Source organism: Paenibacillus sp. CF384 (assembly GCF_900106745.1).
Classification (GTDB): Bacteria; Bacillota; Bacilli; order Paenibacillales; family Paenibacillaceae; genus Paenibacillus_Z.
In genome coordinates this window covers 282002-295383 of sequence record NZ_FNNV01000005.1, presented here as the reverse complement: position 1 = coordinate 295383, position 13382 = coordinate 282002, and the positions used below count along the sequence as shown (strand labels likewise).

Sequence of the window (13382 nt, the reverse complement as noted above, 5' to 3'; positions counted from 1 at the left end):
AGGGAGCTCCGGCTATTTGGTTATTAAAGTATATTTCCAGTTGACAGCGTTCTCATTTCTCGCGTACGATGTACCTGTCAGACAGGTAGCTAGGTGAAAGGGCGAACTACGGACAATGAAGAAAATTCAAAAAATACTCGTACATGAACAAGTATCCCAGGAGATTCAGAACTTCATAGAAGAGAAGAATCTTTCCGAAGGCGACAAGCTGCCCTCTGTAGAAGAAATGACGCAAATGTTCGGTGTCGGCCGCTCCTCGCTGCGCGAAGCGCTTCGCTATTTGGAAGCGATGGATATTATTCAGGTTCACAATGGCAAAGGGATCTTTGTTAAGGACGTCAACACGTTCCGCTTTACCGGGAAAGTGAAGATTGAACGGGAGAAGAATTTCCTGTTATCCATTCTTGAAGTACGCAGAGCGCTGGAAGGACAGTCTGTTGCGCTGGCATCCAAACGGATTACCAGCAAACAAATTGCCGAAGTAGAAGAGTGTCTGGAAGAATACCGCATTTTGAAAGAGGGCAATAAAGACACTTCGCAGATTGATTTAGCCTTCCATCATCATATTATTAAAGCTGCGAATAATCCGGTGCTAGAGACCGTGCTAGATTCGATTTCAGGCTTATATGAGAAGTTTTTCAACGATCCGCTTGGAAACAAACAGCTCTTTGATGAGACGTATCCGTATCATATTACGATGTTTAAAGCCATTGCAGCGCATGATACACAGACTGCTTTGGAAGAGTTTGGCAAGCTGATGGACTGCATCGAGGAGAAAATAAAAAGCGCCAAGTAAGCGCAATTTTTTCCTTGACAAGGTTTAAGCGCTTTCACTATAATCAACCTATCAGACAGGATGACAGTATGACTGTGTGATACACGAATTAAATAGGGGGATGACATTCATGACAGGTCGCAACAAGCTTATTACTACACTGCTTTGTGGTGTTGTATCAGTTGGTCTTTTGGCAGGATGCGGTAACAATTCGAATGACGGCACGGCTAGTAACTCAAACGCAAATGCAAACGCAGGTGCAAGTGACGAGAAAGTAAAGCTACGCATGATCGAAAGTTTAACAAGTCCGAACAGAACGAAACTGATTCAAGCTTCGATTGACAAGTTTGAAGCTGCGAATCCGAACATTGAAGTCGAATTCATTTCCCCTCCATTCGACCAAGCAGACAACAAGATCAGAACGATGCTGGGTGCCAAAGAAGATATCGACATCCTTGAGGTTCGTGACTTGAACGTTGCTGAAATGGTGAATAACGGCTTTGTTGAGCCACTAAACACATACGCAGATAAATGGGCTGATTTCGGAACATTGACAGCGGTATCCAAATCCGTTGGTTCCGTCGGCGATAAATTGTATTTCATTCCTAACGGTCTGTACGAGAGACAATTGTTCTATCGTGCCGATTGGTTCAAAGAATTGGGTCTAACACCACCGAAAACGTGGGATGAGCTCTACGAAACAGGCAAGAAGCTGACAGATCCTGCGAAGAACCGTTTCGGTTTCTCCTTCCGTGGTGGTTCAGGTTCCACAGGTACAACAGATGCTATGATTCAAGCTTTTAACGGTGCTAACGTGAATGTTGAAGACTCCATGTTTACAACAGCTGGCGCAACCATCTACTCGACGCCTGAAGCGAAAGCAGCTATGGAGCTTTACATGAAGATTTACAAAGAAATTTCTCCACCGGATTCCGTTAACTGGGGCTTCCAAGAGCAAGTACAAGCCTTTACTTCCGGAGTAACCGGCATGCTGCTTCAAGATCCGGACGTTATTCAATCGCTTGCTGAGAAAATGGACGCAGGCACTTGGGCTACGGCACCACTGCAAACGGGTCCAACAGGCAAAGCATTGTTCGCAGCAGGTGGCGCAGGCTGGGGTATCGCGACTAATTCCGAGCATAAAGAAGCAGCTTGGAAGCTGATCGAATTCTTGTCGAGCCCGGCTGAGAACACGCAATTCTCGAAAGACTTTGGACTTATTCCGGTTCATTCCAGCGCTACGGAAGATGAATTCTTCAAAACAGGTCCTTACGCAACATTGCTCGACATGTCCAACCAACCGGATACTTTCGTAAACTTCAAACCGGCATTCCAGTACGCAGGCAATGCACAATGGGGACAAGTTGCAATGGAAACTACGCAAGCGCTTCTGCTTGGTCAAGCGAATCTGGATGATACGCTGAAGAAGTGGGATAAGTACTGGGTAGACGAGAAAGCTAAAGTGTCAAAATAATGCATATCAGGAGGGCGGCGACAAGCCGCCCTTACTAAATTCAAAGAGCAAGGCGGTGTCTTATGAAAAATCAACGCATCTTTATACTATCGGGGCTGCTTCCCGCTTTGTGTCTCGTGTTAGTGTTTACGTATTATCCGTTTCTCAAAGGGATCTTAATGGCTTTCCAAGATTACAAGCTGTTTGATTTACGTAATGTACATTTTGTCGGTTTGGCGAACTTTAAAGCGGCTTTCCATGATCCTAAAATTATGATGGCCATGAAGAACAGCGCCTATTGGGTGTTCTGTTCCCTGATTTTGCAATTTACATTCGGTCTCCTGCTGGCTTTGGCGATGAAGAAACAATTCAGAGGCAGAGGGATATATCAAGGCTTTGCCTTCTACTCATGGGCATTATCCGGCTTCCTGATCGGTCTGATTTGGAAATGGATGTTTAACTCCCAAATCGGTGTTATCAACGATTTGCTCCTCAAGCTAGGCATTATTAATGAGCGTATTGGTTTTCTATCCGATCCCAAATGGGCGATGGTATCCGTAATTGTGGCCAATGTATGGTACGGCGTAGCCTTCTTTGCCATCATGCTGCTGGCTGCCCTGCAATCCGTTCCCGGCGAGCTCTACGAAGCTGCGGACATGGACGGTGCTACAGGCGCGCGGAAATTCCTGAACGTAACACTGCCTTACATTATGCCGACTATTATCGCGACAACGCTGCTGCGTGCGATTTGGATATTCAATGATCCGACAATTATTTACGGCTTGACCAACGGCGGTCCTGCCGGAACTACACATATTCTGTCCTCGCTCATGCTGGACAAAATCCTGTATGGCGGAGATTACGGTGCCGCATCAGCGATCGGTATTATTATGATAGTTATTCTCCTTCTTTACACAATCTTCTTCCTGGCAGTCACAAAGGCTGAGAAAGTAGGTGATTTCTAATGAAGCAACGCCTTCTGAGCCTGTTTCGAATCGGTTACTTATCCCTGTACTTAATCGGTATGCTCTTCCCGCTTTATTGGATCGTCATCACGTCACTTAAACCGCAGAAGGATATTTTCTCCTATCCGATTAAGTATTGGCCGACTACCTTTACGCTTGATAATTTCATTAATATTTTCAAAATATCCAAGTTTCACATCTACATCGGCAACAGCTTTCTGATTGCGATCTCGGCTGCATGCGTCGTATTGGTTATTGCGGTATTGAGTGCGTATGTACTTGCACGGTTTTCTTTCAGAGGACATCGCCAAATCATGTTAGCGTTCTTCATTACGCAGATGCTGCCCGGATTTATCGCGCTTGCACCGCTTTATCTGATGATGAGTCAGATGAACCTGCTTAACCACCGAATTGCGCTGGTCTTGATGTACACGGTAGGTCTAATCCCGTTCTCGACCATCATGCTGCGCGGCTTCTTCCAACGTATTCCCGGCAGTCTTGAAGAAGCGGCTATGATCGATGGCTGCTCGCGTTGGTCGGCATTGATCCGGATTATTATTCCCGTAATGCTGCCAGGTATTGCATCTACATTTATTTTCGCCTTCGTACAGAACTGGAACGAGTTGTTCTTGGCCGCTTTGTTTATTGATAACGATTCACTCAAGACGATTCCGGTCGCTATGAATTCATTTATTCTAAAATTCGATGTGGATTGGGGCTCAATGTCCGCAGGAGTGGTATTGTCGATCATTCCGACGGTATTGATTTTCGCCTTTGCACAGCGTTTCATCGTTGAGGGTTTGACACAAGGAGCAGAAAAAGGATGAGTAAAACGGAAACGGGACATGATGCAGTTGCAGCGAGAGAAAAACATTTTACTCAAGTCTCTTACGATAAGCTCGATTCGAGGCATCATGGCGCGATCCATATGCCTATCTATCAGAACAGCTTGTTTGCATTTCAAACGTACGAAGAGTTCGACACTGCTTTTCAAGCATTGCTCGACAACCATATCTATTCACGCGGCAACAATCCAACGGTAACGTACCTGGAGCAGAAGCTGGCGGAGCTCGAAGGCGCGGACAAGGCTAAATGCTTCGCATCCGGCATGGCTGCTATTTCGTCGGCCATCTTGTCATCGGTGCAGCAAGGGGATCACGTCATTTGCGTGGATCAGGCTTACGGCCCGACCAGAGAGTTTCTGGGCAGTTACATGGTGAAATTCGGCGTGGAAACGACGTTTGTGGATGGGACCAACATCGACAGCTTCAGAGCGGCGGTTCGTCCGAATACGAAGCTGCTTTATCTGGAGAGTCCAACTTCAGGGCTGTTCGAACTGCAAAATCTGCGGGAATGCGCTGCGTATGCTAAGCTTATTGGCGCACGGACAATCATTGATAACACGTGGGCAACGCCTTGCTTCCAGAGTCCGCTTGATCTTGGCGTGGATCTGGTTGTCCATTCCATTACGAAATACATTAGCGGTCATAGTGACTGCGTCGGCGGCGTCATTCTTGGCTCGCATGAGCTGATTGACCAAGTCGGATATGCCGAATATATGCTGCTTGGCGGACTCATGACGCCTCAGACGGCAGCGCTCGTATCCAAAGGAATGCGCACACTGCCGCTGCGGATGCAAAGACACGAAGAGAGCGGATTGCTGCTGGCGGAGTTTATGAGCCGCAAAGCCTATGTAAGCCGCGTCAATCATCCCGGCTTGACTTCGCATCCGCAATACGAGCTGGGCAAAAGCCAGATGAAGGGCTACAGCAGCTTATTCTCCTTCGTGACGGACGAGCCGCTTGCGAAGATGAGAGCTTGGGCAACGAAGCTGCAATATTTCAAAATCGCAGTCAGCTGGGGCGGCTTCGAGAGCCTCGTGACGGTGAACGCACTTCCTCCGGGAACGGACGGACAGTCCGCTACGGTGGTTCGTTTGTACGTAGGGATGGAAGATCCGAAGGATCTGATGGCGGATATTGATCTTGCTTGGGATTCGCTATAGTGAGGTAAACATAGGGCTGAGAGTCGGATTTTCCGACTCTCAGCCTTTTCAACTTAAGTAATACACACGACTTCCGCTCGGTACCGCACCTGTGAGGTGAACCGGCGAAAAGAGTAAAAGAGAGGTACTGGTTACCGCCCGCACCTTGCACCCGCACCCGCACTATTCAATCCGAAATCCACACTTCGCAATCAACACCGCCACCAAAAAAGTATCAGGGAGTCTACATGGGAGAGAATTTGGCGGAATATGCGAAGAAGCGAACGTAGGAGTCTACATGGGAGCGAATTCGGCGGAACGGGCGAAAGAAGCGAACCAGGAAGTCTACATGAGAGCGAATTCGGCGGAACGGGCGAAAGAAGCGAACCAGGAAGTCTACATGGGAGCGAAATCGGCGGAACGGGCGAAAGAAGCGAACCAGGAAGTCTATATGGGAGCGAAATCGGCGGAATGGGTGAAAGAACCGAACCAGGAAGTCTACATGTGAGCGAAATCGGTGGAACGGGCGAAAGAAGCGAACCAGGAAGTCTACACGGGAGCGAATTCGGCGGATTGGGCGAAAGTTAGGGACTGTCCCAGTCATCAAATGATGACATAGAGGACAGTCCCTTTTTATTGTTCTGATCGCATCCGACCGATTGCCGCTAACCAATTGTGAACCGGTAATCATAACGTTTGCCGGAACGGCTGATGATCTTGTACCCGCAACAGGTACGGGCAATGGTGTAATAAATCGGCACATTGCCGTCCGGATCACCGGATAACAGGGCACGGACCCGAATCCTTGTGCTCGTAATGCTCAGAATGCGCACGGATTCGACGAAGTTCGGAATTTGTCCGGGATCGCCCAAAATAACATAAACCCTCCCGTTATGCACGATGGACTTCAAGCTGCGCAGCTGCATGCGGCTATAGGTAATCCCCCAATACTTGCGAAAGTAAGCGTAAATTTTAGCCCTTGAACTATAGCGCAAGGGTAACTGGATGTATTCCGTACCGCCGACTTTTATCTCTTTTCTATTAAAGCTGGAGCCATACACGTCAAACCAAGCCGCTTCAGCCTTGTTTAGGAAGACACGAAGTGCTTGTCGAAGCTGTAAGCTTTCTACCATTTGGCATCACCTCCCCTATGTCAACAGCATATGTAATTAGGTAGATTCAGTGACGTGAAAAACGCGTAAAATCAGCGCGGCTCCTGCCTTAACGTACATCAGCCGTTCCTCTTGCACTCTATCGTCCATAAACTAACTGGTAAAAAGACGGATATGGAGGTGAACGAGTTCATGAAGCCTAGCAGCGGAAGAGTCATCCAGCAGATTCGGAAGCAGCCGCTCCTAAATGATAGAGTCTATGCCGGGTTATCGAAGGCAACCGGGAGCCGCGCCATTCACGCAGCGTGGAGCGAGACCTCCGCCGCACCTCCAATCACAGCAGTATCACCTCCCAGGCAACAGGCATCTTCCCGAACTAATAAATCAGCCATCGCAGCGAAACCGGTCCCCCGAGCAAGTAAGAAGGCAAGTGTGCAGAAAACCGAACCGAGAAAACGAGCAGCGAAGCAACCGCCGATCGTTCAACATGCGACCCTAGCGAAAGTTACTTCGGCGTCGATCAAGTCCGGAAAGTCTTTCTCCAAAGCCGTCCCGAAGCAGCCGAAACAGAAGCAGACTCCGGCAGCTGAAGCCGCCGTCAGACAGCAAGCATTCCGAATTACTGAGCCGCAACCAATGCCAGAGGTACAGCCGCAGCTGCATACACAGCCACAATCGCACTCGCATCCACTCGCACAACCGCATCCACTCTCACGACCTCAGCCACAACCTGAGCCGGTAGTGACGATATCTGCAACGCCGACACCGACTAATCCCCTCGTGTCGGTTATCATCCCGGTCATGAATGAGCGTCGTACCATTGGAAAAGTGATTCAAGAAGCGAAGAAGGTACATTCCAGCGTGGAAGTCATCGTCGTCATCAACGGATCGACTGACGGCTCGGCGGCCATCGCCAAGCGCAAGGGAGCTAAGGTTATTCCGTTCGCGGAGCCGCTTGGTCATGATGTCGGACGAAGTGTCGGGGCTGCCGCCGCCAGCGGGCAGGTGCTGCTCTTTCTCGACGGCGATATGATCATACCGGCGTCGGGGCTGAAGCCCTTCGTTCAATCCGTACTGCATGGCGGAGTAGATGTGGCACTTAACGATTACTCCGGTCCTACGAACAAATCATCCGTCCACAGCGTCGTCCTCGCAAAACATGCGCTGAATTCGATCCTGAGGCGTCCCGATTTGAAAGGCACTTCGATGACAGCAGTCCCCCATGCCATCAGCCGCAGCGCATTAACGAGAATCGGTGCCGACGCACTGGCGATACCGCCGCTCGCGCATGCCAAAGCCGTACAGCATGGACTAACAGTATCTGCAGTGAAACGCATTAATGTGGGAAAGCTCAATCTGCCCCGCAAGCAGAGAGAACGGACGAATCCGCTTGAGCTGCTCATCGTAGGCGATCATTTGGAAGCCATTGATTGGCTGACGAAGCAGACGGATGATCGCGGCGGATATACGGATATGGCGCGAAAACGTTATTTGGCGAGGTGAACGTATGCAATCCAGAAAGTCAGGCCGCTCAGGCAAAAGAGCGTCTACGAAGACCCGCACGCATCGCTCGCGTGCGGGGCGAACCGGCCAAGAACGCGCTGCCGGCAGCTATACCGGCAAGCTGAGAACGGCCTATAATGCCGGCTATACCGATGGTGCGCTGCTTCGCAAGAACGGATATACCTCGCAGTCCGGCACCACGGAAGCGAAGCTGCGAATGAATGAGCGCTGGACGACGCGCTGCGCAGGCCGAAACCATACCGATGCGCTGCGAGTCAAGCTGCTCTCGGAAGGCAGAGCATATGCAGACGGCTTCGCCGCAGCCCTTAATTTGCCGCGGGGCATGTGGCAGCCGATCGCAATGGGCAAGTCAGTCGCGGCTGTCGTCCTCTCCGTCCCAGGTATGAATCCGTCCGCGATCAATCAACTGCTGAGGCTGCCGCTGCAGGAAGTGATCGTCGTGCTGGAGGGTGGCAGTGAAGGCGAGTTTGCGGAGCTTCGCGCGGTGCCGGAGATTACGATCATGCAAATCGGAGAGTCGCTCGGCGCAGATGTCGGGCGGGCGATCGGAGCTCGCATGACAAGGTCCGATATTGTCCTGTTCGCGGACGGACAATCCATAATCGCAGCAGAGCAGCTGGCGCTAATGCTCTCGGTTGCAGAGACCGGCGCGGATATTGTGGTGGCGGATCAGACGCCGTCACTTGGGATTTTCAAGACTTGGGATGAAGCTGCACGAGTGCGAGCATTTATGAACTGGTCGCTCGGTCGTGCCGAGCTGCTGGCTAACTCGGTTGAACTGCTGCCCCATGCCTGGTCGCGCCATGGAATGGAAACCGTCGGCGTATCGACGCTTGCGGTCCCGCCGATGGCTCATATGGCGGCCATCCAGCACAAGCTGATGGTCCGAAGCTGCTCGCTGAGCAAAGTGCGCAAGAACAAGACGGTCGCCATTAGAGGACCGGTAGGAGTAGTTTCCAAGGAGCTGTCCCTCGGCGACCACGTTGAAGCGCTGCAGACAGCCATGAGATCGAGGGGTCCAAGACTGGCATTTCCAGATCAGGTTCGGCGGCGTGCCGCTGCGGGAGGAACAGCAACATGACAGGCATGACGAGCATTATTATACCGAGCTACAACGGCCTATCGCTTCTGCAGGATGCCATCGAAGCCATACGCCGGTATACAGACTCGAACGAGTCGCCTTATGAAATCATTGTCGTCGACAACGGCTCGACTGACGGCACATGCCAGTGGTGTATCCGAGAAGGAATTCCCTGTCTGTCACTGGCCAGAAACACCGGGTTCCCATTTGCTTGCAATCGTGGATTGCGTATGGCACGCGGCGAATATCTGATGCTGCTGAACAATGACGTCACCGTCTCAGCCGGCTGGCTGCCTGCATTAATCAGGGCATTGACGGCACGTGCAGATATCGGCATGGTTGGACCCGTAACGAATTATATCAGCGGCAGACAACAGGTGGAGCATCCATTCAGCTCGATGGAAGAGTTCCACGGCCAAGCGGCAGCGGCGCTCGTAAGGGAAGCGAAGATAAGTGAGCCGATTATGAGGCTGGTCGGTTTCTGCATGCTGTTCAAGCGTTCGCTCTATGAACGGATCGGTGAGCTTGACGAGAGGTTCACGCCAGGTCACTACGAAGACGATGATTATTGCTTCCGGGCTCGCATGCACGGGTACAGTCTGCTCATGTGCAGGGATGTGTTCGTTCATCATCGCGGCAGCGTCAGCTTCAAACGCAGTAACCCGCAGGAATTGCAGCAGCTCGTCGAGCGCAATCGGAAGCATTTTATAGCCAAGTGGAAGGTAGACCCTGCTAACTTTATGTATTGAGCGAAGTGGCAAAGCAAAGGAGGTTATTTATTTGAAAGCTGTTATCTTGGCCGGTGGTACGGGAACGCGCCTAATGCCGCTGACGAAGCTGTTGAACAAACATTTGCTGCCGGTCGGGAGGCTCCCGATGATATGCTACAGCATTAACAGTTTGCAAGAGGCTGGCATTACGGACATTTTGCTCATTACAAGCCGAGTCTCTGCAGGGATGTTTACTTCTTTTCTCGGAAGCGGCGTAGAGTACGGGGTGTCACTTACTTACCGCATCCAGGAAGAAGCCGGCGGGATTGCCCAGGCGCTTGAACTGGCCAGGTCTTTCGTTGGCGAGGATGCCAAGTTTATCGTGCTGCTGGGCGATAATCTGTTCGAGGAATCGCTGGCCCCCCATCTGGAAGCGTTCATGCAGCAAGCAGATGGAGCGATGGTGCTGCTCAAGCAAGTGCCTGACCCGGAGCGCTATGGGGTTCCAGTATTCGACGAGGAAGGGCAGATCGTTCATATCGATGAGAAGCCGAAGAAGCCATTAACCGACAGCTGCGTAACCGGGATCTATCTGTTCGATCGCGAAGTCTTTCATTTCATTGCGGCACAGACGCCATCGCTGCGCGGGGAACTGGAGATTACCGACGTGAACAACGTTTATGCGAGCATGGGAAAGCTGGCGCATCGGTATATCACTGGTTGGTGGACAGATGCCGGGACCTTTCAATCGCTTCTTGAGGCTTCGATAAAGTTTAGCGGGGATGATGGACCATGAAGGTAGCGATAATCCACAGAAACTTGATGCTCACAAGCAGCAGCGGGCAGGGGCAGGTCGCGACTAAACGCAGTGCACCGGTACCGGCACCGAAGACCCAATCGCAGCCGAAGCAGAATCCAGCTCCCGCAGCGGTTAAGACCTCGGGGGGAAATGCGCCGCAGAAGAGCGTGAAGAAGCAGGCAGTTCCAGCGGCAACCGGAGGCAGGAGCGGAGCTGCAAAAGCCGGGCAGTCAAGGAAATCAAGCGCGAATGGCGCCAAGAAAAGGACAAGAGGGCGAAAGTCGTCCTTGGCCAAGAAGCGGGGTCGCCGCCGGGGACAGCGCGACAGCGCCGCACTTCCACCCGGCATGGAACATGGGCAATTTCACGACAATGCTTTTACGGCGGGGTATGAGCTTGGCAAGTACGAAGGAGGAGAGCTGCTGCTGGAGCAAGCGCTGCCTATGAATTTGCTTCTCCCCGAAGTACGTCTCCAAGACGTCATTGCCATAGGCGCTGAGCATTTGCGGCCGAGATGCCTGCCGTTAATGGATGTTCATGAGGTGTATGCCGAGATGGAACAGTCCATTCATGAGCGCAGACCGTGCGCGGTCGTCAGACTCGGAGACGGGGAGCTGCTGACATTGGCGCAGGAAGTCGTCTACGACACCGCTACGATCCAGCGAGAGGGCACGTTTCTCCCCTATGCCGGCGTAAATCCGCCTGATCTGCTGGCGCGCGATCAGCTCATGCACGCTATACGTCATGCGCATATCGTCGGCGTGCCACTGGCGCGCAGAAAGCATTTTCACCCGCTGCTGCATCCGGTGTTTCGCGCACATCAACTTGACCCCGGGGAGCTTCGGATGACGAACTCGACAGTCAATTACGGGCTTGCCCAAACCGGGCTGCTCGGCGGTCTGCTCGCCGGCAAGCAGCTGCTGGTCATCGGCAATACAGCTCCGGCGCTCGCGCATATGCTCACGGAACGGGGATTCATCGTGTCAGGGCTGATCAGTCCGGTACGGGGAGTGCGTGATGTGGAACGCGTCATCTTGGAGAGTCGAGGTGTTGAATTTGATTTGGCGCTCGTGTCCGCGGGAATTGCGGCCGTTATGATTTGCACCCGAATCGCACACGAGCGGGGCAAGACAACGCTTGATTTTGGCCATATGGCAGATGCCATCGTGAAGGGGCAGATCGCGCTTACGCATTAAGGATAGGAGAGGGCAGAGCGGATGAGAAGGCAAGCGCATGCGCATCGCAAGCGGAAGAAATCGACGGCTACGAATACCTCTGCAGCACGCAAAACGAAGAAATCCGGCCAATTTCCAATCGGAATGGCAGCCGGCTATCAGGAAGGTGTCCGCACGGGGTACTTTGGCTTCGGTACTTATTTTGAAGGCACAAGCATCATTATTCCAAGCTATAACAAAGTGGACTTCTTGAAGAAATGCATTGCCAGCATCGAACTGCATACGCCGAGCGCTTATGAAATCATCATCGTCGACAATGCGTCTACGGACGGTACGGCTGCCTACTTGCGCGGACTCGGCAACAGAGTGCGGTTTCGGGTGCTTGAGACGAATCGAGGCTTCGCCGGCGCGATTAATATCGGCATGATGATGGCGAAGGGATCTTACCTGATGCTCCTCAACAACGATACGATTGTGACAGAGCGTTGGCTCGGCAATATGCTAGCCTGCTTGAACAGCGATCCCGCAATCGGGATGGTCGGTCCGGTGACGAATTATATCAGCGGCGATCAGCGTATCGAAGTGCCGTACAAGACGGTCAAAGGCATTGCACCTTTCGCAAGAATGTATAATATTCCAAACCCGGCCAGATGGCAGCGAACGGACCGATTAACGGGCTTCTGCCTGCTGTTTCGCCGCGAACTGTGGGATCGAACCGGCTACCTCGACGAAGGCTACCGGATTGGAAACTATGAGGACGACGATTACAACATCCGCGTACGTCTGCAAGGGTATACGCTTGTCATCGCGCGCGATTCCTTCATTCACCATTTCGGCAGTGTAAGCATGAAAGAGCTTGGGACGAAGTTTGTAGAAGTCAACGATCACAATTTGCAAGTGTACGTTGAGAAATGGGGGAATCCCCACGATCTCGTCTATCAAGTGCAAGCTATGAACGCAGACGGTGACCGCGCACAGGGGGAAACCGCCTTTTTTCCACAGCATGTCATCGTTCGCGGTGTTTCCGGGGCGCTCTACTGGGTGGAAGGAGGTATGCGTCGCCCGATTATGGGCCAAGTTACCCTGCCTATCGTACGGCTCTCGCAAGTGGATTTGCGACGCTGGCCGATCGGAGAAAGCATTGCAGCCGAGGCTGTGGAAGCAGGCTGGCACGGACGAAGCATCGATGGAGCACTAACGATGCAAGGCGTCACTGCAACTGGAGTGGACGGCAGTTTCTATGTGGTCGAGAACGGTGTTCGGCGCAGAGTGGCAAGCGCGAAAGCAGCGGAGGCATGGTGCCTGCAATGGAAGCCGGCAGGATTGGTGACGGAGGAGCAGCTCGGCATGCTGCCGGAAGGACTGCCAATCATCGCCCCGGTCCAAGTTGCCGATCAGTTGTAGCACCTTGGCGGTCTTGGCTGTACCAAGCGGAGAGGGCGGCGCATATGTTAACAAAGAGACCGATTCCTGATAGTGCGATAGGTAAAGGAGGGACTGCGCCTTGCAGCATATCGTAACGGAAATGATTGAGCATATGTCACATTCCCATGAGCAGCTGGCGCGCGTCTTGGAGGCGAAGCGTCATGTCGCAGTCCGGATGGCACAAATTGTGCACGCATTGCCGGATACGCACCCGAGCTTCGGCGGGGTCGGCGAGCTGATGGATAATTCTCAAGTGATGACGAAGAGCGTAGTGGCGTATTTAAACAGTATTGCAGAGCTGCAGGAGTCGCTTGCCATGACGATTTCCATTGTTATGAAAGAGATGAACATCGAGGACGAAGAATAGGCGGAGGAAAGG

14 protein-coding genes are annotated in these 13382 nt (G+C 52.1%); 13 read left to right on the top strand and 1 reads right to left on the bottom strand.

Annotation, left to right across the window (positions count from 1 at the left end; translation table 11 throughout):
• Nucleotides 1–115: 115 nt before the first annotated feature.
• From BLW29_RS11765 to BLW29_RS11740, 6 genes are all read left to right on the top strand, one after another.
• Nucleotides 116–796 carry a FadR/GntR family transcriptional regulator gene (locus BLW29_RS11765; RefSeq protein ID WP_090979609.1) on the top strand — a complete coding sequence of 227 codons (681 nt, stop codon included), beginning with the start codon at nt 116–118 and terminating at the stop codon, nt 794–796.
• A gap of 109 nt (nt 797–905) precedes the next feature.
• Nucleotides 906–2249 carry an ABC transporter substrate-binding protein gene (locus BLW29_RS11760; protein ID WP_090979608.1) on the top strand — a complete coding sequence of 448 codons (1344 nt, stop codon included), beginning with the start codon at nt 906–908 and terminating at the stop codon, nt 2247–2249.
• Between the two features lie 62 nt (nt 2250–2311).
• A complete protein-coding gene (locus BLW29_RS11755; RefSeq protein ID WP_090979606.1) occupies nt 2312–3193 on the top strand; it encodes a carbohydrate ABC transporter permease in 882 nt (293 codons plus the stop codon).
• The gene (locus BLW29_RS11750; RefSeq protein WP_090979605.1) at nt 3193–4020 is read left to right on the top strand and encodes a carbohydrate ABC transporter permease; all 828 of its coding nucleotides are present in this window, start codon (nt 3193–3195) and stop codon (nt 4018–4020) included. The genes BLW29_RS11755 and BLW29_RS11750 overlap by 1 nt, the downstream gene beginning before the upstream one ends.
• Entirely contained in the window at nt 4017–5198 is a 1182-nt protein-coding gene (locus BLW29_RS11745; RefSeq protein ID WP_090979603.1) for a trans-sulfuration enzyme family protein, read from the top strand. Before BLW29_RS11750 ends, BLW29_RS11745 begins: the two co-directional genes overlap by 4 nt.
• Nucleotides 5199–5475: 277 nt before the next feature.
• Complete coding sequence (locus BLW29_RS11740) at nt 5476–5685, top strand: hypothetical protein (protein ID WP_090979601.1); 210 nt, start codon at nt 5476–5478, stop codon at nt 5683–5685.
• Between the two features lie 157 nt (nt 5686–5842).
• Here BLW29_RS11740 and BLW29_RS11735 read toward each other — a convergent pair whose 3' ends face one another.
• On the bottom strand, nt 5843–6310 hold the full coding sequence (locus tag BLW29_RS11735; RefSeq protein WP_090979599.1) for a DL-endopeptidase inhibitor IseA family protein: 468 nt from the start codon (nt 6308–6310) through the stop codon (nt 5843–5845).
• A 171-nt stretch (nt 6311–6481) separates the two neighbouring features.
• On the opposite strand from BLW29_RS11735, the gene BLW29_RS32110 reads away from it, so the two are divergent.
• The 7 genes from BLW29_RS32110 (at nt 6482) to BLW29_RS11700 (ending at nt 13370) form a co-directional block, all read left to right on the top strand.
• Entirely contained in the window at nt 6482–7792 is a 1311-nt protein-coding gene (locus tag BLW29_RS32110) for a glycosyltransferase family 2 protein (RefSeq protein ID WP_371264709.1), read from the top strand.
• Nucleotides 7793–7796: 4 nt separating this feature from the next.
• Nucleotides 7797–8894, top strand: a complete 1098-nt coding sequence (locus BLW29_RS11725) for a glycosyltransferase family 2 protein (protein ID WP_090979597.1) — start codon at nt 7797–7799, stop codon at nt 8892–8894.
• A complete protein-coding gene (locus tag BLW29_RS11720; protein ID WP_090979595.1) occupies nt 8891–9643 on the top strand; it encodes a glycosyltransferase family 2 protein in 753 nt (250 codons plus the stop codon). Before BLW29_RS11725 ends, BLW29_RS11720 begins: the two co-directional genes overlap by 4 nt.
• Before the next feature lie 31 nt (nt 9644–9674).
• Complete coding sequence (locus tag BLW29_RS11715) at nt 9675–10400, top strand: sugar phosphate nucleotidyltransferase (RefSeq protein ID WP_090979593.1); 726 nt, start codon at nt 9675–9677, stop codon at nt 10398–10400.
• Complete coding sequence (locus tag BLW29_RS11710; protein WP_090979591.1) at nt 10397–11599, top strand: GT-D fold domain-containing protein; 1203 nt, start codon at nt 10397–10399, stop codon at nt 11597–11599. Before BLW29_RS11715 ends, BLW29_RS11710 begins: the two co-directional genes overlap by 4 nt.
• Before the next feature lie 21 nt (nt 11600–11620).
• On the top strand, nt 11621–12982 hold the full coding sequence (locus tag BLW29_RS11705) for a glycosyltransferase family 2 protein (protein ID WP_090979589.1): 1362 nt from the start codon (nt 11621–11623) through the stop codon (nt 12980–12982).
• A gap of 100 nt (nt 12983–13082) precedes the next feature.
• On the top strand, nt 13083–13370 hold the full coding sequence (locus tag BLW29_RS11700) for a nucleoside-diphosphate sugar epimerase (RefSeq protein ID WP_090979587.1): 288 nt from the start codon (nt 13083–13085) through the stop codon (nt 13368–13370).
• Nucleotides 13371–13382: the final 12 nt, after the last annotated feature.